This is a genomic window from Arthrobacter horti (assembly GCF_030731045.1).
GTDB classification, from domain to species: Bacteria; Actinomycetota; Actinomycetes; order Actinomycetales; family Micrococcaceae; genus Arthrobacter_E; species Arthrobacter_E nanjingensis.
Window position 1 is genome coordinate 382,957 of record NZ_JAVALS010000001.1, and the last position, 18,193, is coordinate 401,149.

General features: G+C 68.5%; 21 protein-coding genes, 7 tRNA genes and 1 riboswitch. Of the genes, 15 read left to right on the forward strand and 13 right to left on the reverse strand.

The window, feature by feature from the left end; all coding sequences use genetic code 11:
• Nucleotides 1–16: 16 nt before the first annotated feature.
• The 3 genes from Q9R02_RS01775 to Q9R02_RS01785 all read right to left on the reverse strand — a co-directional run bounded on the left by Q9R02_RS01775 (nucleotide 17) and on the right by Q9R02_RS01785 (nucleotide 2,501).
• On the reverse strand, nucleotides 17–1,387 hold the full coding sequence (locus Q9R02_RS01775) for a DUF6421 family protein (RefSeq protein WP_305994921.1): 1,371 nt from the start codon (nucleotides 1,385–1,387) through the stop codon (nucleotides 17–19).
• A 144-nt stretch (nucleotides 1,388–1,531) separates the two neighbouring features.
• The gene (gene msrB, locus Q9R02_RS01780) at nucleotides 1,532–1,963 is read right to left on the reverse strand and encodes a peptide-methionine (R)-S-oxide reductase MsrB (protein WP_305994922.1); all 432 of its coding nucleotides are present in this window, start codon (nucleotides 1,961–1,963) and stop codon (nucleotides 1,532–1,534) included.
• Nucleotides 1,964–2,006: 43 nt separating this feature from the next.
• Nucleotides 2,007–2,501 (reverse strand): hypothetical protein, encoded by a 495-nt coding sequence (locus Q9R02_RS01785; RefSeq protein WP_305994923.1) that lies wholly within the window; start codon nucleotides 2,499–2,501, stop codon nucleotides 2,007–2,009.
• A gap of 59 nt (nucleotides 2,502–2,560) precedes the next feature.
• Between Q9R02_RS01785 and Q9R02_RS01790 the strand changes: the two genes are divergently transcribed.
• On the forward strand, nucleotides 2,561–3,832 hold the full coding sequence (locus tag Q9R02_RS01790) for an alpha/beta hydrolase family protein (protein WP_305994924.1): 1,272 nt from the start codon (nucleotides 2,561–2,563) through the stop codon (nucleotides 3,830–3,832).
• A gap of 11 nt (nucleotides 3,833–3,843) precedes the next feature.
• On the opposite strand, the gene ybaK is transcribed toward Q9R02_RS01790, so the two are convergent.
• From ybaK to Q9R02_RS01805, 3 genes are read right to left on the reverse strand one after another with little or no spacing between them, the layout of a single operon-like run.
• Entirely contained in the window at nucleotides 3,844–4,335 is a 492-nt protein-coding gene (gene ybaK, locus Q9R02_RS01795; protein ID WP_305994925.1) for a Cys-tRNA(Pro) deacylase, read from the reverse strand.
• A 3-nt stretch (nucleotides 4,336–4,338) separates the two neighbouring features.
• Nucleotides 4,339–4,806 carry a SufE family protein gene (locus Q9R02_RS01800; RefSeq protein ID WP_305994926.1) on the reverse strand — a complete coding sequence of 156 codons (468 nt, stop codon included), beginning with the start codon at nucleotides 4,804–4,806 and terminating at the stop codon, nucleotides 4,339–4,341.
• Nucleotides 4,807–4,848: 42 nt separating this feature from the next.
• Nucleotides 4,849–5,766 carry a sulfurtransferase gene (locus Q9R02_RS01805; protein WP_305994927.1) on the reverse strand — a complete coding sequence of 306 codons (918 nt, stop codon included), beginning with the start codon at nucleotides 5,764–5,766 and terminating at the stop codon, nucleotides 4,849–4,851.
• 223 nt (nucleotides 5,767–5,989) lie between these two features.
• Here Q9R02_RS01805 and zapE point away from each other — a divergent pair, with 223 nt between their 5' ends.
• On the forward strand, nucleotides 5,990–7,048 hold the full coding sequence (gene zapE / locus Q9R02_RS01810) for a cell division protein ZapE (RefSeq protein WP_305995312.1): 1,059 nt from the start codon (nucleotides 5,990–5,992) through the stop codon (nucleotides 7,046–7,048).
• Between the two features lie 136 nt (nucleotides 7,049–7,184).
• Here the strand turns inward: zapE and Q9R02_RS01815 are convergent, their stop codons facing one another.
• From Q9R02_RS01815 to Q9R02_RS01845, 7 genes are all read right to left on the reverse strand, one after another.
• Complete coding sequence (locus Q9R02_RS01815) at nucleotides 7,185–7,379, reverse strand: antitoxin (RefSeq protein ID WP_425279190.1); 195 nt, start codon at nucleotides 7,377–7,379, stop codon at nucleotides 7,185–7,187.
• A gap of 100 nt (nucleotides 7,380–7,479) precedes the next feature.
• Nucleotides 7,480–7,555, reverse strand: a tRNA-Gly gene (locus Q9R02_RS01820).
• A gap of 20 nt (nucleotides 7,556–7,575) precedes the next feature.
• Nucleotides 7,576–7,647, reverse strand: a tRNA-Val gene (locus Q9R02_RS01825).
• Nucleotides 7,648–7,679: 32 nt separating this feature from the next.
• Nucleotides 7,680–7,752, reverse strand: a tRNA-Gly gene (locus Q9R02_RS01830).
• 20 nt (nucleotides 7,753–7,772) lie between these two features.
• A tRNA-Val gene (locus tag Q9R02_RS01835) sits at nucleotides 7,773–7,844 on the reverse strand.
• 36 nt (nucleotides 7,845–7,880) lie between these two features.
• A tRNA-Cys gene (locus tag Q9R02_RS01840) sits at nucleotides 7,881–7,951 on the reverse strand.
• A gap of 36 nt (nucleotides 7,952–7,987) precedes the next feature.
• Nucleotides 7,988–8,060: transfer RNA gene (locus Q9R02_RS01845), tRNA-Gly, on the reverse strand.
• 172 nt (nucleotides 8,061–8,232) lie between these two features.
• Here Q9R02_RS01845 and Q9R02_RS01850 point away from each other — a divergent pair.
• The 13 genes from Q9R02_RS01850 (at nucleotide 8,233) to Q9R02_RS01910 (ending at nucleotide 18,138) form a co-directional block, all read left to right on the forward strand.
• Nucleotides 8,233–8,304, forward strand: a tRNA-Val gene (locus Q9R02_RS01850).
• A 123-nt stretch (nucleotides 8,305–8,427) separates the two neighbouring features.
• Nucleotides 8,428–9,270, forward strand: coding sequence for a PD-(D/E)XK nuclease family protein (locus Q9R02_RS01855; protein WP_305994929.1), 843 nt, complete (start codon nucleotides 8,428–8,430; stop codon nucleotides 9,268–9,270).
• 88 nt (nucleotides 9,271–9,358) lie between these two features.
• Nucleotides 9,359–9,961 carry a peptide deformylase gene (gene def, locus Q9R02_RS01860; protein WP_305994930.1) on the forward strand — a complete coding sequence of 201 codons (603 nt, stop codon included), beginning with the start codon at nucleotides 9,359–9,361 and terminating at the stop codon, nucleotides 9,959–9,961.
• The gene (gene fmt, locus Q9R02_RS01865) at nucleotides 9,958–10,878 is read left to right on the forward strand and encodes a methionyl-tRNA formyltransferase (RefSeq protein ID WP_305994931.1); all 921 of its coding nucleotides are present in this window, start codon (nucleotides 9,958–9,960) and stop codon (nucleotides 10,876–10,878) included. The genes def and fmt overlap by 4 nt, the downstream gene beginning before the upstream one ends.
• Complete coding sequence (locus Q9R02_RS01870; RefSeq protein WP_305994932.1) at nucleotides 10,875–12,443, forward strand: RsmB/NOP family class I SAM-dependent RNA methyltransferase; 1,569 nt, start codon at nucleotides 10,875–10,877, stop codon at nucleotides 12,441–12,443. The genes fmt and Q9R02_RS01870 overlap by 4 nt, the downstream gene beginning before the upstream one ends.
• Nucleotides 12,444–12,452: 9 nt before the next feature.
• Nucleotides 12,453–13,127, forward strand: coding sequence for a ribulose-phosphate 3-epimerase (rpe, locus tag Q9R02_RS01875; RefSeq protein ID WP_305994933.1), 675 nt, complete (start codon nucleotides 12,453–12,455; stop codon nucleotides 13,125–13,127).
• A gap of 110 nt (nucleotides 13,128–13,237) precedes the next feature.
• Nucleotides 13,238–13,370, forward strand: a riboswitch (FMN riboswitch).
• A gap of 78 nt (nucleotides 13,371–13,448) precedes the next feature.
• A complete protein-coding gene (gene pnuC, locus Q9R02_RS01880; RefSeq protein ID WP_305994934.1) occupies nucleotides 13,449–14,150 on the forward strand; it encodes a nicotinamide riboside transporter PnuC in 702 nt (233 codons plus the stop codon).
• 1 nt (nucleotide 14,151) lies between these two features.
• Nucleotides 14,152–15,222 (forward strand): bifunctional diaminohydroxyphosphoribosylaminopyrimidine deaminase/5-amino-6-(5-phosphoribosylamino)uracil reductase RibD, encoded by a 1,071-nt coding sequence (ribD, locus tag Q9R02_RS01885; protein ID WP_305994935.1) that lies wholly within the window; start codon nucleotides 14,152–14,154, stop codon nucleotides 15,220–15,222.
• 11 nt (nucleotides 15,223–15,233) lie between these two features.
• A complete protein-coding gene (locus Q9R02_RS01890) occupies nucleotides 15,234–15,881 on the forward strand; it encodes a riboflavin synthase (RefSeq protein ID WP_305994936.1) in 648 nt (215 codons plus the stop codon).
• Nucleotides 15,878–16,516: a 3,4-dihydroxy-2-butanone-4-phosphate synthase gene (gene ribB, locus Q9R02_RS01895; protein WP_305994937.1), complete on the forward strand. Its 639-nt coding sequence runs from the start codon at nucleotides 15,878–15,880 to the stop codon at nucleotides 16,514–16,516. The genes Q9R02_RS01890 and ribB overlap by 4 nt, the downstream gene beginning before the upstream one ends.
• Nucleotides 16,517–16,545: 29 nt before the next feature.
• Complete coding sequence (gene ribA / locus Q9R02_RS01900; protein ID WP_305994938.1) at nucleotides 16,546–17,202, forward strand: GTP cyclohydrolase II; 657 nt, start codon at nucleotides 16,546–16,548, stop codon at nucleotides 17,200–17,202.
• An 88-nt stretch (nucleotides 17,203–17,290) separates the two neighbouring features.
• Nucleotides 17,291–17,782 carry a 6,7-dimethyl-8-ribityllumazine synthase gene (gene ribH / locus Q9R02_RS01905; RefSeq protein ID WP_305994939.1) on the forward strand — a complete coding sequence of 164 codons (492 nt, stop codon included), beginning with the start codon at nucleotides 17,291–17,293 and terminating at the stop codon, nucleotides 17,780–17,782.
• A gap of 92 nt (nucleotides 17,783–17,874) precedes the next feature.
• On the forward strand, nucleotides 17,875–18,138 hold the full coding sequence (locus Q9R02_RS01910; RefSeq protein ID WP_305994940.1) for a phosphoribosyl-ATP diphosphatase: 264 nt from the start codon (nucleotides 17,875–17,877) through the stop codon (nucleotides 18,136–18,138).
• The last annotated feature ends 55 nt before the right edge of the window (nucleotides 18,139–18,193 follow it).

The window sequence follows — 18,193 nt, forward strand, 5'->3', positions numbered from 1 at the left end:
TCTAGATCCCGCGGACTCAGGCCAGGGCCGTGGCGCCGGTGATGCCGGCGGTGGACTCGATCACGGTGCGCATCTTCTTCTCGAGGGCCTCGAAGAACATGGAGAGCGGGAATTCGTCGTCCATGACCTGGTCGGTGATCTCGCGGGGAGTGCCGTGCAGCGGCAGGGCGTCGGGGCCCTTGGCCCACACGGAGGCGGGGTGCGGGGTCACGGTGGCGGAGATCATCTGATAGGCGGCGATCCAGTGCGCCACCTTGGGACGGTCGATGGAGCGCCAGTAAAGCTCTTCGATCTGCTCGCCGAGGGCGACGACGACGTCGGCGACGTTGTCCCATTCGATGCTCATCTTGCCGTCGGTCCAGTGCAGCACGCGGTGCTGGTGCATCCACGCGAAGAGCAGCTGGCCGCCCAGGCCGTCGTAGTTGCGGACGCGGGAGCCGGTGATGGAGAAGCGGAAGATCCGGTCGAAGATGACCGCGTACTGCACGAGCTTGGCGTGCTTGCGGGCCTCGGGGCTGGCGTTCTCATCCTTCTCGACCAGGACGGACTCGCGGAAGGCGGTCAGGTCGCAGCGGAGCTCCTCGAGGGAGTAGAGGAAGAAGGGCATGCGCTGCTTGATCATGAACGGGTCGAAGGGCAGGTCGCCTCGCATGTGGGTGCGGTCGTGGATGAGGTCCCACATGATGAAGGCCTCCTGGGTCAGCTGCTGGTCCTCGATCAGCTCGGCGGCGTCCTCGGGGAGGTCCAGGGAGGTGATCTCGGCGGCGGCCTTCAGGACACGGCGGAAGCGGGCGGCCTCGCGGTCCTGGAAGATGGCGCCCCAGGTGAAGGCCGGGGTCTCACGCACGGCCACGGACTCCGGGAAGAGCACGGCGGAGTTGGTGTCGTAGCCGGCCGTGAAGTCGACGAAGCTCAGCGGGACGAAGAGCTTGTTGGAGTAGGCGCCGGCTTCCAGCTCGGAGATGAATTCGGGCCAGAGGACATCCACCAGCACGGCCTCCAGCAGGCGCTGGGTGCTGCCGTTCTGGGTGTACATGGGGAAGACCACCAGGTGCTGGAGGCCGTCGATACGGTGCTCCTGCGGCTGGAACGCCTGCAGGGAGTCGAGGAAGTCGGGTTCTTCGAAGCCGCCGTCCGCCCAGCGCTGCAGGTCCGCCTGCAGCAGGCGGAGGTACTCGGCGTCGTGCGGGAAATGCGGGGCCAGCTCGGCGACGGCGGCGATGACGACGGCGACCTTCTCGGCGGCGGCGGGGTGGTTCGCGGCGTCCTCGATGGCGCCGTTCTTGGACTGGAACGGCTGGACACCGCTCGCGGCCTCCTTGAGGCGAACCCAGGCGGGGTGCTCCGCGGTGACGCGGATTCCGGTCTCAACGGTGGTGGCGGTCATGGCCTGCTCCTTGTGCATCAGAGCCCTTGCGGGCGACATCCGTCTCCTGACGGGGATCGATGTGATCCCCGTCATGAACTCTGGTTTCAGATTACCCGTGAGCAATCATGTCTGATGCAAAAATCTCTCATGAATAAGAGACTCTTATGCTTGCTGGTCCTCCGCGGGCCGCAGACGCAAGGAGACGGAATTGATGCAGAAACGCTGGTCCGTGGGAGTGTCGTAACCCTCGCCCTCGAAGACGTGTCCCAGGTGGGAATCACACGCCGCGCACCGTACTTCGACGCGCTCCATTCCCAGGGTGCTGTCCTTCAGATAGCGCACGCGCCCCTCGGCCAGGGGCGCGAAGAAGGACGGCCAGCCGCAGTGGGAGTCGAACTTCTCCCGGCTGGTGAAGAGCTCGGCGCCGCAGGCGCGGCAGGCGTACACGCCCTCCTGATGGCTGTCCCAGTACTCGCCGGTGTAGGCCCGTTCGGTGCCTGCCTGGCGGAGGACGTGGTACTCCTCCTGGGAGAGCTCCTGCCGCCACTGCTCGTCGCTCTTGATGACGTCGCTGCCGCTGCCGGGTCGGTTCATGGTCAGACTCCTTCGATCGATACGGGTCCTGAGTGCTTAACGCTCAGGAGTCCCCGATGAATCCCGAGCCCGCGTAGAGGTGCAGGACGGGCAGGCCCAGGGCGTTCTGGGCCTTGCTCGCCAGATCGGTGTGGAAGGTGTCCAGCAGGGCGTGCGGGCGGGTGAACACGACAGCCTGTTCCGCCCCGATCTCCCGGACCGCGTCCACGAGGGCCTGCACGGAGGATCCCTCGTCCACCACGGATCCCTCGATGCCCGCGAAGAGACCTTCCAGCGACTTCAGGGACTCGGCCAGGACGGCTTCGGCGTCATGGCGCGCAGCGTCGGCGTCGGGAGCGGGGGTGGCGAACTCCTTGAACGCCTCCGCGAACTCCAGAAGTGAGAGGTGCTCCACGAAGTCCACCAGGAGGTGACGCTGCGTGTCCGCCTGCACCAGGAGCCGGGCCGAGTACTGGCCGCCGTCCAGCAGCTCGGAGAGCGTCGCGCGATCGGCGCCTGCCAGGGTGGTCTCCGTCAGAATGACGATGGGCTGAGTCATGGGACTAAGGGTAATGCTGTTGGAGCGATTTGAGCCTCCGCCATATGACAATAAGAACCATGGAGCAGCAGAACAGCACCGCACGTGGCCCGGGTTTCCTGAGGATCGCTGGCCTGGGCGCCGCGACCGCTCTGGCCTGCACGGCACTCCTTGGCGCGGGCAGCTCCGCCCTGGCCGCCTACTTCGCCCGCCGCATCATCACCCCGGACCGGATCAAGACGGAAGAGGATGAACTCCTGGCGGTGGTCCGGGGGCCGGAAGGTCTGGAAGGGATCTTCCGTGCGACACCGGAGACCACCGTGGACGGCGTCTACAGTTTCCACTTCAACGGGGGAGCCGGGCACGCCCGCATCGGGGCCATCACCTCCTACTCCCCCCTGGAGGGGACGGTGCAGCGGCGCATCGAGGCGGTGTACTCGGGTGACATCCACCACGTGCGCTGGGGCCGCTGGGGAGGCGCGACGTACTCTGACCCGGGGGGCCTGGGGCTGGAGTTCCAGGAGGTCACCCTCGAATCCGACATCGGCGCTTTCCCGGCCTGGCTGGTCCCGGCACCTGTGGAGCCGGACGGCGGACGCCGGAGCAGGCATGCCGCCGGTGCCGCGCAGCAGGTGTGGGCGGTCATGGTGCACGGGCGCGGTGCCACCAGGCTGGAAGGGCTGCGGGCTCTCCCCGTGGCGCAGGAACTGGGGCTGACCAGTCTCCTGATCTCCTACCGCAACGACGGCGAGGCCCCCATCGCGGACGCTGGCCGGTACGGACTGGGGTCCACCGAGTGGCGGGAAGCCGAAGCGGCGATCGCCTATGCGCTGGAGAACGGGGCCACGGACGTGGTGCTTTTCGGCTGGTCGATGGGAGGGGCGGTGTCGTTGCAGGCCGCCGATCTGAGCCGCAACCGGCACGCCATCCGGGCTCTTGTCCTGGACGCCCCGGTGATCGACTGGGTGGACGTCCTGGCCTTCCAGGCCCGGCTGAACAAGATCCCCGCAGGGGTGGGCCGTTACGGTCAGCTCATGCTGACCCACCCGCTCGGGCGCCGTCTCACCGGGCTTTCCGCGCCGGTGGATCTGAAGTCGATGGACTGGGTGAGCCGCGCCGTCGAACTCCGGACGCCGGCTCTGATCATGCACAGTCTCGACGACGACTTCGTTCCCCCCGGCCCGGCGGAGCGCCTGGCCGACCGCAATCCCGGGATGGTGGATTTCGTCCCGTTCCACAAAGCCCGGCACACCAAGGAGTGGAATGTGGACCGGGAGCGCTGGGAGGTCACGGTGCGCGACTGGCTGAGCTCGCAGCTGGAGGAACGCGCGACGCCGGGAGCCGCTCACTGAGGCGCCTCGGCTCAGGCTCTGATGGGCGCAGTCGCGGCGCCGGTCAGCCGGATGAGGTCCTCCGGCGCGAGTTCGACGTCGAGCCCTCGCCGCCCACCGGAGACCAGAACGGTCGCGTGCCGCAGTGCGGAGTCGTCCAGGACGGTGGGCGAGTGCTGGCGCTGTCCGAGGGGTGAGATGCCGCCGAGGACATATCCCGTGCGGCGCTGGGCGGCCGCCGGATCCGCCATCTGCGCTTTCTTGTGCCCGAGCGCGGCGGCGATCGCCTTGAGATCCAGGGTGCCGTCCACCGGCACGATCCCGACCGCCAGCCCGTCCGGCAACTGGACCATCAGCGTCTTGAAGACCCGTTCCGGGGCGAAGCCCAGAGCCTCCGCCGCCTCCATCCCGAAGTTCTGGTTCCGGGGGTCGTGCTCATAGGAGTGCAGGGTGAACGGAACCCCCGCCTCCTCGAGGGCGAGGGTGGCGGGGGTCCCGGTGGCGTGCTTCTTCTTGCCGGCCACGGATCAGGACGGTACGGCGGCGCTCGTCTGGGCGACGTATGCGCCGACCTTCCGCTTGATCCGGCCCAGCATGGCCGTCATGCCGCGCATCCGCAGCGGCGAGACGGCGCGGGTCAGGCCCAGCAGCTCCGGCATGTCGTCCGGGACCGCCAGGATCTCCGCGGCGGAGAGCCCGTTGAGCCCCTCGCGCAGCACACCCGCGAAGCCGCGGGTCGTGGGGGCCTCCGGTGGCGCCTGGAAGAACAGGTCGATCCTCGCCTCGGCGCCGCGGCCCTGCCCCTCGATGGTCAGGAACAGCGGGGACTGGCACTCGACGACCTGCTCCAGGAGCTCCGGGTGATCCGTGAGCCGTTCCGGCAGGGCGGGGAGCCCCTGGGAGAACTCCAGCAGCAGCTGCAGGCGGTCACGTTCACCGAGGGCCTGGAAGTCCTCGACGATCTCGGCCAGGGCGGTGGGAAGCTGGGTGGTCATGGGCAACAATTCTACGCGGTCTGAACTCTTGGACGGTTCCGGTCAGAAGCCCGCGGGGACCTCGCCACGCTCGGTGCCCTTGACGATCGGGACGCGCACGGCGTTGCCCCATTCGGTCCAGGAACCGTCGTAGTTGCGGACGTTCTCGAAGCCCAGCAGATACTTCAGGGCGAACCAGGTGTGGCTGGAACGCTCACCGATACGGCAGTAGGCGATCACCTCGTCGCCCTCGGACAGGCCGGCCTCGCCACGGTAGATGGAGTCCAGCTCGTCACGGCTGCGGAAGCTGCCGTCTTCGGCCGCGGCACGGGCCCACGGCACGGAGGCGGCGGTGGGGATGTGTCCGCCACGCAGGGCACCCTCCTCCGGGTACGCCGGCATGTGGGTGCGGGCTCCGCTGTACTCCTCGGGGGAACGGACATCGATGAGCGGCTTGCCGAGGTGGGCGAGCACGTCCTCCTTGTAGGCGCGGATGGGGGCGTCCTCGCGCTCGACGACGGGGTACTCGCCTGCTGCGGGTGCCGGTACCTCGGTGACGAGCTCGCGTCCTTCCGCGATCCACTTGTCGCGGCCGCCGTCCAGCAGACGGACATCCTCGTGGCCGAACAGGGTGAAGACCCAGAGGGCGTACGCGGCCCACCAGTTCGACTTGTCACCGTAGATCACCACGGTGCTGTCACGGGAGATGCCCTTGGACGCGGCCAGGGCGGCGAACGCGGCACCGTCCACATAGTCGCGGGTCACTTCGTCATTGAGGTCCGTGTGCCAGTCGATCTTCACGGCTCCCGGGACGTGGCCGGTCTCGTAGAGCAGGACGTCCTCATCGGATTCGACCACCACAAGGCGGCCGTCGCGCACGTCGCCGTCGGCGATGCGCTCGGCGAGCCACTCGGTGGAGACGAGACGCTCGGGGTGGGCATAGGCGGAGAACTTGGTGTTCTCCTCGGGGGCGATGCTCATGGGTCAGCCCTGCTTTCTTCTGGGACCGGGGACAGGCGCTCACCGTCAGGTGCGCCGCTGACTCCACCTTAACCACCTGGGCCGCGGGCGGGAGGTGAGTGTTCACATGGGGAAACACAGCGCCGTCGTGGTTGATTCCCTGATCTGGCGCCCGACGGCGGACGGCTGGGGTGCGCAGGCCCGGTATCCTAAGCTGGGCGGCCGGGGACCCTGCCGCGATGCCATGGAGGATACGGAACCCTTGCAGATCGAACAGTTGTCCACCCGCACCCCGTCGGTCTCCGCCGATGAGATCCTGGCGGGCTTCGCTCCCACCTATCGCTTCGGCGAGGTCTCCTTCGACAGCTACCGCCCGGACCCGGCGCACCCCAGCCAGGCGGACGCGGTGAAGGCCCTGCGGGAGTTCGCGGCGGGGATCGGCAATGGCGTCGGCGGCGGTTTTCTGGGCCGGCTCTTCGGAAAGAAGAAGAGCGAGCCGCGTGCCGGGATCTACCTGGACGGCGGATTCGGCGTGGGCAAGACCCACCTCCTGGCCTCCCTCTGGCATGCCGCCCCGGGGCCCAAGGCCTTCGGCACCTTCGTGGAGTACACCAATCTGGTGGGCGCGCTGTCCTTCCGCAAGACCGTGGAGGCGTTGAGCAGCTACAAGCTGGTGTGCATCGATGAGTTCGAACTCGACGACCCGGGCGACACCGTCCTGATGTCCCGTCTGATGCGGGAGCTCGCCGATGCCGGCGTCAAGCTCGCGGCGACGTCCAACACGCTTCCCGGTTCCCTGGGGGAGGGGCGGTTCGCAGCCGTCGACTTCCAGCGGGAGATCCAGGTGCTCGCCGATCAGTTCGAGGTCATCCGGGTGGACGGAGAGGACTTCCGGCACCGTGGCTTGCCCGCAGCACCGGAATCCGTCCGGTCTGGCGACCTCAACGCCCGGATGAAGGCCGAGTTCGACGGGAAAGTGGTGGCCGTGGACGACTTCGGTTCCCTCATCTCCCACCTGGCCGGCGTCCACCCGAGCCGCTACCGGGCCATGCTCGACGGTGTGGAAGCTGTGGTGTGGCGGGACGTCACCACCCTGACCGAACAGGCCGTGGCGCTGCGCTTCGTGGTCCTGGCCGACCGCCTCTATGACAAGGACGTCCCGATCCTGGCAAGCGGCGTCTCCTTCGACAAGCTCTTCACCCCGGAGATGATGACCGGTGGGTATCAGAAGAAGTACTTCCGCGCGGTCTCCCGCCTGACGGCTCTCGCGCGGGAGGCGCAGCAGCGCGAACCCGCCGTCTGAGGCGCGTCGGCCCCGGCCTCGGCCGACGGGACCCGGCCGACGAGCCCGGAAACGCCAAAGCGCCGGTGCCGCCTCTCGGCGGGACCGGCGCCCTGCTTGACATCATGTGGGGGCAAGGTACCCCTGGTGTGGACGGTTACTTTCCGCCAAGCCCTGCGACGAGGTTGGAAGCGCCGTCCTGGAGTGCGTTGACCTGGTCTTCGAACTTGCCACCGGTCTTGTCATCGATAAAGTCGCCGACCTTCTCGATGCCGCCCTTGATGGCCTCTTCGTTCCCCTGGATCAGCTCCTGGGCCTTGCCCTGCAGATCGTCAAATGCAGACACAGGCACCTCCTTTCCCTCGGCGGGGCCTTTTCACCCCGTTCGCTTCACGAGCATAGTGGAGCCGGGCAAAAAGAAAAAGACCACCCGAAGGTGGTCTTTCACGATATGGAGCGGACGACGAGATTCGAACTCGCGACATCCACCTTGGCAAGGTGGTGCTCTACCAGCTGAGCTACGTCCGCATGGAACACTTGCGTGTTCGTGGGCGATACTGGGATCGAACCAGTGACCTCTTCCGTGTCAGGGAAGCGCGCTACCGCTGCGCCAATCGCCCTTCAATGGCTACGGAGTACACCGTATCCAGCGAGCGGACGACGAGATTCGAACTCGCGACATCCACCTTGGCAAGGTGGTGCTCTACCAGCTGAGCTACGTCCGCATGGAACACTTGCGTGTTCGTGGGCGATACTGGGATCGAACCAGTGACCTCTTCCGTGTCAGGGAAGCGCGCTACCGCTGCGCCAATCGCCCCAGATGGTCCATTTCTGGAACCTGGGAATTTCACCGAGGTGGGTACGGGATTCGAACCCGTGTATACGGCTTTGCAGGCCGCTGCCTCGCCTCTCGGCCAACCCACCGTGCCGGAGGTTGAATCCTCCAGACAGTGCCGTGCGAGCGGACGACGAGATTCGAACTCGCGACATCCACCTTGGCAAGGTGGTGCTCTACCAGCTGAGCTACGTCCGCATGTTGTTCTCGGCCGTTCCCGTCTCCGGTGTCCGGCCGCTTTCCAACGAAGAAAAACTCTATAGGACGTGGGGGTGAATGACCAAATCCTGGGCGGCGCCGCGGGTCGGGAGGCCCGATTGGCGTTCCCGCGCTGGATGGGTTAGAGTTTCTACTCGTTGCGAAACACCCCGGGCGATTGGCGCAGTGGTAGCGCGCTTCGTTCACACCGAAGAGGTCACTGGTTCGAACCCAGTATCGCCCACCCGGTAAACCCCTGGCCGACCAGCAGAAATGCTGGACGGCCAGGGGTTTTTCGCGTCCCCGGCCGGCCCTCGCGGCGCCCGGCCGGAGAACTCTGTCAGCGCGCCGTGGGAAAGTGTTGGACATGACCGCACCACTTCTGGCCCGAGCCACAGACACCGGCCGCATGTACGCCCGGAGCACCGGGGGAGACCCCCAGGTCCCCTCCATCACCACCGTCATCTCCCAGCAGCCTCACGGCCTGGACGGCTGGTTCGGATACATGGGCGCGAACGCCCTGGCTCAGGACTCCGCTCTCGGCGCGGCGCTCGGCAATCCCTCCCGTATGCGCCAGGCCGTGCAGCGGGCTGCCAACGCCGCCGCGGACTACCGGGACGCCGCGGCCGAGCGTGGGGACCGTGTCCACGCCTACTGTGAACAGGTCGCGCTGCGCGCCCTGGACCGGGAACACGACGCCGAGGCGGCCCGCGATCTTCTCGCTCAGCATGGGGAGCGCGCCCATGCCGACCGTTTCGATGAATGGTGGGCGGCTTACGAGGTGCGTCCGCTGGCGCCGGAGATCACGGTGTGGAATCACGAGGTGGGGTACGCCGGCACGCTGGACCTGGTGGCGGAGATCAATGGCCGCACCTGCCTCATCGACTACAAGACGAAGGGGACCACGCGGGACGGCAGGGTCAAGGCCCTCGACGACAAGGTGGTCATGCAGCTCGTGGCCGGCATGAAGGCCGAGGAGAGCCTCCTGGAACCGGAGGCAGGGGAGTGGGAGGCCTGGAAGTACGGTGAGTCACCCCTGCTGATCGCCGTCGCCGTCGGTGAGACCGAGGTGCGGCCCCAGCGTGCGAACCCGGAGGTGCTCAAACATCACTGGTGGAAGTTCTGCGCCCTCAAGAGGGTCTGGCAGATCAATCAGGACCTCGGCGGTTCGGGCACCGCGCTGCTGCCTCTGTCCCCGCCCCGGGGCTGAGCCGTTCCGTAGAATGACACGGGCGGCGGATGCCTGAGCACCGCCGTCCACGACCATCCGTCAGCACTTTCCTTCTAGGAGCCCTTCCATGGCCGTTCTCGGCATCAGGACACTCGGCGATCCGGTCCTCCGGACCAGAGCCGAAGAGATCACGGAGATCACTCCGGCGGTCCACCAGCTGGTGGATGACATGCTCGAGACCATGGAGGACGTGCATGGCGCCGGACTCGCGGCCCCGCAGGTCGGCGTCTCGCAGCGGGTCTTCACCTACAACATCGACGGCGTGAAGGGCCACGTCATCAACCCGGTCCTGGTCAACAGTGAGGACCACCAGCCCGATGAGCAGGAGGGCTGTCTCTCGGTGCCCGGCATCGCGGCTCCGGTCCGCCGGTTCCGGCAGACCACCGTCCGCGGTGTCGACCGGGACGGGAATGCCGTGGAGTTCACGGCCGAGGGCATGCTGGCCCGGTGCTTCCAGCACGAAACCGACCACCTGGACGGGATCCTCTTCATCGACCGGCTCGAGGGCGAAGAACGCAGGAGGGCGCTGCGATCCCTGCGCACCGGTGCGTACACGGCGGCCGAGAAGCAGACGCAGGAGCGCAGGGCCTCCACGGTGGCATCCTCCTTCGGCCGGGCGCCGGGGCTCGACGCCGGCCAGGCGCGCGGATCCTTTGGGCAGGCACTGTGAAGGTGATCTTCGCGGGGACGCCCGACGTCGCGGTGCCCTCCCTGAACGCGCTCCTGGAGGCCGGCTTCGACGTCGTCGCCGTCCTCACCCGACCCGACGCGCCGCTCGGGCGCAAACGGGTCCTCACACCTTCCCCCGTGGCCCAGCGGGCCGGGGAACTCGGCCTGTCCCTCATCAAGGCCGCCCGGATCACCCCCGAGGTGGTCGAAGAGATCGCTGCGACCGGTGCCGAGGCCGGCGCCGTCGTCGCGTACGGCGGGCTGCTGCCCCGCGCTGCGCTCGACGCGCTCCCGCACGGCTGGATCAACCTCCATTTCTCCCTTCTGCCTGCCTGGCGCGGCGCTGCTCCGGTGCAGCACGCGATCATCAACGGCGATGACGTGCTGGGCGCCTCCACCTTCCTGCTTGAGGAGGGCCTGGACACCGGGCCGGTCTACGGCACCATGACGGAGGGCGCCCGTCCCGACGACACCAGCGGCGCCGTCCTGGAACGGATGGCCCACAGCGGTTCCGTGCTCCTGGCGCAGACCTTGACCGCCATCGCCTCCGGCCGCGCCGAGGCACGGCCCCAGGAGGGCGCACCCACGCTCGCCCCGAAGCTGAGCCTGGAGGACGGACGCCTGGACTGGACCCGGACCGCGGTCGCCCTGCACCGGCAGGCCCGGGGCGTGACCCCGGAACCCGGCGCGTGGACCACCCTGGACGGGCAACGGTTCAAGATCGGTGCGGTGGCCCTGCGCCCGGACGTCCACGATCTGGAGGCCGGCACGGTCCGGCTGGCCGGGAAGTCCGTCGTGGTGGGCACCGGAAGCCATGGACTGGAACTGCTGCAGGTGCAGCCGAGCGGCAAGAAGATGATGAACGCGGCCGATTGGGCCCGCGGCCAGGCGGATCTCGGAAAGGTGGCCTTCGCATGAGTCAGCACCAGGGGACTCCCCGTCCACGACGTGACGACGGCCGTCCCGGCCAGAGCGGTGGAGGAGTCCGCCGCAATGCCCAGGGACGGGAGCGGAACCGGGGCGGTGGCACCGGCCAGCGGCAGTTCAGCAGCTCCGCCCCGGCGCAGCGCTCCCGCCGCGCCGACCCCGCCCGGCTGGTCGCCTTCAACGTCCTGCGGGCCGTGTCCAGCGCCGACGCGTACGCCAATCTGGTCCTGCCGGGGCTCATCCGGGAACAACGCCTGGACCGCAGGGATGCCGCCTTCGCCACGGAGCTCGCCTACGGGACGCTTCGCGCGCAGGGCAGTTACGACGCCATCCTGGCCGAGTGTGTGGACCGGCCGCTGAGCAGTCTGGACCCTGCGGTCCTGGATTCCCTGCGCCTTGGTGCCCACCAGGTGCTGGGTATGCGGGTCGCGGCCCATGCGGCCCTGGATGAGAGCGTGAGCCTCACCCGCGCCGTGATCGGTGCCGGCCCGTCCGGGCTGGTCAACGCCGTGCTCCGTAAGGTGAGCGCCCACTCGCTCGACGAATGGCTGGACGAGTTGACCGCCCGGACGGGCGACGCAGTGGAACAGCAGGCGCTGCGCTACGCGCACCCCGCCTGGGTGGTGCGAGCCTTCCGCCAGGCGCTCGTCGGCCACGGCCGCCAGGCCTCCGAGATCGAGGAGCTCCTGTCCGCCGACAACGACGCTCCCGTGGTGAACCTCGTGGCGCTTCCCGCGTTGGCGGGTCCCGAGGACCTGGACGGCACCGGTGCCGAATCGGGCCCCCTCGTGGAGGACTCGTGGCTCTCGGCCGGCGGCGACCTGGCCCGGATCGACGCGGTCCGGCGGGGCGTGGTCCGTGTGCAGGACGTCGGATCCCAGCTGGTGGCCCGTGCCTTGGCCGCCGCCCCCGTCACGGGTGGCACCTCAGAGGGCGAGCAGTGGCTGGACCTCTGTGCGGGCCCAGGCGGCAAGGCGGCCCTCCTGGCGGCCCTGGCTGCCGGGCAGGGTGCGTCGCTCCTGGCGAACGAGGCTCAGGTGCACCGGGCGGAGCTGGTCCGAAAGGCCTTGGCTCCGGTGCCGTCGGACAGCTGGGAAGTGCGTGCGGGAGACGGGCGCGACGTCGGGCGCCTCACACCGGGGCGCTTCGACCGGGTCCTGGTGGACGTCCCCTGCAGCGGCCTCGGCGCGCTCCGCCGCCGCCCGGAGGCGCGGTGGCGCAAGACCCCGGCCGACGTCGCGGAACTCGGACCGCTCCAGCGTCAGCTTCTCGACTCCGCCCTCGACGCAACCCGTCCCGGTGGGGTGGTGGCGTACGTGACGTGCTCACCCCATCTGGCGGAGACCCGGATGGTGGTGGATGACGCCGTCCGCAAGCGCGCGGACGTGGAGGTCATCGAGGCCGGAAGCGTGATCGACTCGGTCGCCCTCCCGGAGACCCTGGCCGCGGCCCACGGAGACTATGTCCAGCTGTGGCCTCACCAGCACGGCACCGACGCCATGTTCCTGGCCCTCCTCCGCAAGACGCCCACCAGCCCGGCCACGCCGAACGACTAAGGAGCACCCATGCGCTGCTGCATCAACCCGAGCATCCTGTCCGCCGATTTCGTGAACCTCCAGGCGGAACTGGAGCGCATCTCCACCGCCGATGCCGTGCACGTGGACGTGATGGACAACCACTTCGTGCCGAACCTGACCCTCGGCCTGCCCATCGCCCAGCGGATCCAGGCCGTCAGCCCGATCCCCCTGGACGCCCACCTCATGATCGCCGACCCGGACCGCTGGGCTCCCGCGTACGCGGACTCCGGCCTGGCCTCCGTCACCTTCCACGCCGAGGCGGCGACCGCACCGGTGAAACTGGCCCGGGAGCTGCGGGCCCGGGGCGCCAAGGCGGGGCTCGCCCTGCGGCCCGCCACCCCGGTGGAGCCGTACCTTGACCTGCTGAGCGAATTCGACATGATCCTGGTCATGACGGTGGAACCGGGATTCGGCGGTCAGTCCTTCCTGGACGTCACCTTGCCGAAGATCCGCCGCACCCGCGAGGCGATCGACGGCAGCGGCGCCGCGGTGCAGCTGCAGGTGGACGGCGGCGTGACAGAGGAGACGATCGTCCGCGCCGCGGAGGCCGGCGCCAACGTATTCGTGGCCGGCAGCTCGGTCTACGGGGCCCCGGATCCTGCCCAGGCCATCGACCGTCTGCGGAACCGCGCGGCAGGAATTCTGAGCGCCAGGACGGCCTGACGAAATATTTCCGCGCGGCCGGCGGGAATGAACCGGAGCCGCGTGGACTTATGACACCATGGAAAGCGGTTCCTTCCATTCCGGGAGGTTCCGTCTGCTACAACTTGAATATTCGTGCTCCGGGGTCGGTGAAAGTCCGAACCGGCGGTGACAGTCCGCGACCCGTCCTGCCTCACGGCCTGACGGTTGAGCCGGTGGAATTCCGGTACCGACAGTTAAAGTCTGGATGGGAGAAGCACGAGCGCAAGCCACAGGACTCGTTCCTGTGCGTCCTTGTCGTCGCCCCCGGAGCCGCCGCGGTTCACTGGGAAAGGACAGAACTTGGATTACTTGCGGTGGCTCTTCGATGCACAGATTCCCGTCGCCGGGACGTCACTTCTGTTGCGCGAAGTCCTTGGAAACCTCTTCGGCCTGGCCAGCGCCCTGGGTGGCATGCGCCGCCGGGTCTGGGCCTGGCCCGTCGGCGTCGTCGGCAATCTCCTCCTGCTCACCGTCTTCCTGGGGAACGTGGTGGGCGCATCGGCCCCCGCCACGCTCTGGGGCCAGGCCGGACGCCAGGTCATGTTCATCGCAGTCGCCGTCTTCGGCTGGATCCGCTGGCGACAAGGCAAACGTGACGCCGACAGCCACGGCGTGGCCGTTGTGCCCCGCTGGGCGGGGCCGCGTGCGCGCATCGTCCTGGTGGTGACCCTCTTCCTCGGAACGGGCCTTCTCACGCCGCTCTTCTCCGTCCTTGGCTCCTACCCGCCGGTCTGGGCCGACGCCTGGACGTTCGTGGGCTCCCTGCTTGCGACCTACGGCATGGCCAAGGGCTGGACGGAGTTCTGGCTCATCTGGGTGGCTGTGGACGTGGTCGGTGTTCCGCTGCTGTTCAGCGCTGGATACTACGCCTCCGCGGTCATGTATCTCTTCTACGGCTTCTTCACGCTCACGGGCTTCTTCGTCTGGTGGCGGGCGCAGCGACGGGAGGCCGAGGGCGGCGCTCTGCGGGCGGCCCCGAGCACGACGGCGGGGGCTCACTGACATGATCACCTCGCCACAGCATCGTGCGGCCCTGCCGGCCGCAGAGGACACCGCCATGCGAGAGGCGCTGGCGGCGGCCCTCCATGGCCCCCGGGGCGCCAATCCACTCGTCGGCGCCGTCATCCTGGACGCGGAAGGGCGGGTCCTCGTGACGGGTCATCACCGCGGTGCCGGGACCCGCCACGCGGAGGCGGACGCCCTGGCCCAGGCCCGGGAACAGGGCATCGACGTCACAGGCGGCACCATCGTGGTGACCCTCGAACCGTGCAACCACCAGGGCCGGACCGGACCCTGCGCCCAGGCCATCATCGATGCGGGACTCGCCCGGGTGGTGTACGCCATCGATGATCCACACGATCCGGCGGCGGGAGGCGCCACGACGCTGCGTGAGGCCGGCATCGACGTGGAGAGCGGGCTCCACGCCGAGGACGCCACCGCCCTGAACGCGCGCTGGCTGCGCGGCGTCGTCGAGCGCCGTCCGTTCGTGACCCTCCACATCGCCCAGACCCTTGATGGTCGGATCGCCGCCGAGGACGGCACCAGCCAGTGGATCTCCGGCCCCCAGTCCCTGGCCCACAACCACGGCATCCGTGGCAGGATCGACGCGATCCTGGTGGGATCCGGCACTGTCGCCATCGACGATCCGCGCCTCACGGCCCGCACCCCGGACGGTGAGCTCTCCGCGCATCAGCCGGTCCGTGCCGTCATGGGCCTCAGCCCGGTTCCGGACGGCGCCGCGCTGATCGGCACCGACGGACGGTTCATGCACCTGGTGACGCGGGACCCCCGGGAAGCCCTGGGCCTGCTTTTCGAGTCGGGCGTCCGCCACGTCATGGTCGAAGGCGGCAGCCGGATCATCGGAGCCTTCCTCGCCGCGGGACTCGTGGACGAACTGGTGCTCTACCAGGCCCCGACGCTTCTGGGCTCCGGCAAGAATTCCGTGGGCGGGCTGGGTATCGGGACCCTGGCCGATGCACAGGCCTGGGCCTGGGACCACTCCGACGGCGGCGCCGTGCGGCACCTCGGCCGCGATCTTCTTCTCCACCTCCAGCCGGCAGCGCCGGCACAGTAAAGGATTCATCCATGTTCACCGGAATCATCGCCGAACGCGGCACCGTCGCCGCCGTGAGCCGTCAAGAAGGCAGTGCCGTCCTGACCCTCGATGTCCCCAGCATCGCGGACGATCTTGGCCTCGGAGGCTCGATCGCGGTCAACGGGGTCTGCCTGACCGCCATCACCCGCGACGGCGGGCGGATCGACGTCGACGTCATGGGGGAGACCCTGGACCGCACCACCGTCGGTTCCCTGCAGCCGGGCGACAAAGTCAACCTGGAACGCTGCGTGCCGGCCGGCGGCCGCCTGGACGGCCACGTCGTTCAGGGACACATCGACGGCGTCGGAGCGCTGCTCGAGCGTGAGAACCAGGGGAATTGGGACCGCCTGCGCTTCAGCATCCCGCAGCCGCTGGCCCGCTATGTCGCGGAGAAGGGCTCCATCGCCATCGACGGGGTGTCCCTCACGGTCACCGCAGTCAGCCCTGCCGACGCGCAGGACGCCTGGTTCGAAGTGGGCCTGATCCCCATCACGCTCGCCGAGACCGGCCTGGGCGCCAAGCAGCCCGGCGAGGGCGTCAACCTGGAGGTCGACGTCCTGGCCAAGTATGCGGAACGTCTGATGGCCTTCATCGCCCGTCCTGCCGTCGCCGGCTCCACCGAGGGGAGTGCGGAATGAGCGTCGCACCCGAGACCCCACTCGACTCCATCGAGGACGCCGTTCAGGCGATCGCCCAGGGGCGCGCCGTCGTCGTCGTGGACGATGAGGACCGCGAGAACGAAGGCGACATCATCTTCGCCGCCGCCTACGCCACGCCCGCCCTCATGGGCTGGACCATCAGGTACAGCTCCGGCGTGATCTGCGTGCCGCTCACGGGCGAGTCCGCGGACCGTCTCGGACTGCCGCCCATGGTGGAGGTCAACCAGGACGCCAAGGGCACCGCTTACACGGTCAGCTGCGACGCGGCCCACGGTGTCTCCACCGGGATCTCCGCCACGGACCGCGCCCACACCGCACGCCTGCTGGCCGATCCGGGCAGCCTCCCGGAGGATCTCAGCCGTCCCGGGCATATTTTCCCGCTCCGTGCCGTTAAGGGAGGAGTGCTGGTCAGGCCCGGCCACACCGAGGCCGCGGTCGATCTGTGCCGCCTCGCAGGGGCTGCGGAGGTCGGCGTGATCGCGGAGATCGTGCACGACGACGGCGAGATGATGCGCCTGGACGCGCTGCGGGAGTTCGCGGCCACCCACGGCTGTCCACTGGTGTCCATCGCGGACCTCGCCGAGCATCTTCGTAGCATGGAGGTCCAGGCTTGAGCGTCGCAGTGGAAACTTCAGGAGGAAACATGAGCCCGGAAAAGACTCACCGCAAACACCCCGTCAGCGGGGGACCCATCGTCAAGCTGCCCACCGCCTTCGGCGAGTTCGTGGCGCAGGCGTGGACCGATGACGCCACCGGGATCGAGCACCTGGCCGTGAGTTCGCCGCAGGCTCCGGTCAATGGCCAGGCGCCGCTGGTCCGGCTGCATTCCGAATGCCTCACGGGCGACGTGTTCGGCTCGTACCGCTGTGACTGCGGCGAGCAGCTGGCCCTGGCGCTCAACCTCATCCGCGAGCAGGGCGGCACGCTGCTCTACCTGCGCGGCCAGGAGGGCCGCGGCATCGGGCTGGCCAACAAGATGAAGGCTTACGCCCTCCAGGAGGCGGGTTTCGACACGGTGGAGGCCAACGAGCAGCTCGGCCTTCCGGTGGACGCCCGGTGCTACAAGGCGGCCGCCCAGATCCTGGCGGAGATGGGCCTGACGGAGATCCGGCTCCTGAGCAACAACCCGGACAAGGAACAGCGCCTGGCCGCGGCGGGCGTGACCGTCGTGGAGATGGTCCCCACCGAGGTGCCCAGCCGCGAGGAGAACCTCCGGTACCTGCGCACCAAGAAGGACCGCATGTCCCACCGCCTCCGCCTCGAGGCTGAAGACGTGGAGCTCCAGGGCGGAGCCTCCTGACGGAGGAGTCCGTCATACGAGGTCACAGACGGCCTTCCCGGCGCCCCAGGCGCCATTCCCATCGACCCAAGCGAAAGCGAGCCCAACCATGAGCGGTCACGGCGCCCCCACCCTCACCCTTGACGCGACGACGACGGCGGCCCCCGTACGGGTGGCGATCGTCGCCGCCAGCTGGCACCGGGAGGTGATGGACGGCCTGCTGGCCGGCGCGCGTGCCGCTGCGGCGGATGCCGGCCTGCCCGAGCCCGTGGTGGTGACCGTCCCGGGCACCTTCGAACTCAGCGTCGCCGCGGCCCGCCTGGCTCCGCACTATGACGCACTGGTGGCGCTCGGCGTCGTGATCCGCGGTGGCACGCCGCACTTCGAGTACGTTTGCCAGTCCGCCACGCAGGGCCTCACCCAGGTTTCCGTGACCACCGGTGTCCCGGTCGGCTTCGGAGTCCTGACCTGTGACAACGAACAGCAGGCGCTTGACCGGGCCGGACTTCCCGGCTCGTCCGAGGACAAGGGCCGCGAAGCCCTCGAAGCCGCCGTCGCCACGGCTCTGACACTGCGTCTCGCGGCTCCCCAGGTGGACTGACCGGTCCCATCGTGAGGCGGATCACGCGCCCATAGGGTGTAACGCCCCGGCCCGTTTCGGGCCGGGGCGCCGGTTCACAGTAGGCTAGGCACGTGAAGAATTTCGAGGCACTCTTCGCTGAATTGAGCGAAAAAGCCGCAACCCGTCCGGAAGGTTCCCGTACTGTCGCGGAACTGGACTCCGGTGTCCACGGGATCGGTAAGAAGGTTGTGGAAGAGGCCGCCGAAGTCTGGATGGCGGCGGAATACGAGTCCGATGAAGCGGCTGCGGAGGAGATCTCCCAGCTGTTCTACCACCTGCAGGTCCTCATGATCGCCAAAGGCCTGCGCCTCGAGGACGTCTACAAGCATCTCTAGCCGCTCGGCGCGCTCTGCGCCCGGCGGCTCTCTTCCGTGCCCGGGCTCCGATGCG

Bases quoted from the DNA above. Each gene is read 5' to 3' on its own strand.
- Q9R02_RS01870 (WP_305994932.1), top strand. From the start codon at position 10,875: ATGAGTCAGCACCAGGGGACTCCCCGTCCACGACGTGACGACGGCCGT.
- Q9R02_RS01800 (WP_305994926.1), bottom strand. From the start codon at position 4,806: ATGACCACCCAGCTTCCCACCGCCCTGGCCGAGATCGTCGAGGACTTC.
- def (WP_305994930.1), top strand. From the start codon at position 9,359: ATGGCCGTTCTCGGCATCAGGACACTCGGCGATCCGGTCCTCCGGACC.
- ribB (WP_305994937.1), top strand. From the start codon at position 15,878: ATGAGCGTCGCACCCGAGACCCCACTCGACTCCATCGAGGACGCCGTT.
- ribD (WP_305994935.1), top strand. From the start codon at position 14,152: ATGATCACCTCGCCACAGCATCGTGCGGCCCTGCCGGCCGCAGAGGAC.
- msrB (WP_305994922.1), bottom strand. From the start codon at position 1,963: ATGAACCGACCCGGCAGCGGCAGCGACGTCATCAAGAGCGACGAGCAG.
- Q9R02_RS01790 (WP_305994924.1), top strand. From the start codon at position 2,561: ATGGAGCAGCAGAACAGCACCGCACGTGGCCCGGGTTTCCTGAGGATC.
- Q9R02_RS01785 (WP_305994923.1), bottom strand. From the start codon at position 2,501: ATGACTCAGCCCATCGTCATTCTGACGGAGACCACCCTGGCAGGCGCC.
- Q9R02_RS01890 (WP_305994936.1), top strand. From the start codon at position 15,234: ATGTTCACCGGAATCATCGCCGAACGCGGCACCGTCGCCGCCGTGAGC.
- zapE (WP_305995312.1), top strand. From the start codon at position 5,990: ATGGAGGATACGGAACCCTTGCAGATCGAACAGTTGTCCACCCGCACC.
- ribA (WP_305994938.1), top strand. From the start codon at position 16,546: ATGAGCCCGGAAAAGACTCACCGCAAACACCCCGTCAGCGGGGGACCC.
- Q9R02_RS01775 (WP_305994921.1), bottom strand. From the start codon at position 1,387: ATGACCGCCACCACCGTTGAGACCGGAATCCGCGTCACCGCGGAGCAC.
- Q9R02_RS01805 (WP_305994927.1), bottom strand. From the start codon at position 5,766: ATGAGCATCGCCCCCGAGGAGAACACCAAGTTCTCCGCCTATGCCCAC.
- Q9R02_RS01855 (WP_305994929.1), top strand. From the start codon at position 8,428: ATGACCGCACCACTTCTGGCCCGAGCCACAGACACCGGCCGCATGTAC.
- rpe (WP_305994933.1), top strand. From the start codon at position 12,453: ATGCGCTGCTGCATCAACCCGAGCATCCTGTCCGCCGATTTCGTGAAC.
- ribH (WP_305994939.1), top strand. From the start codon at position 17,291: ATGAGCGGTCACGGCGCCCCCACCCTCACCCTTGACGCGACGACGACG.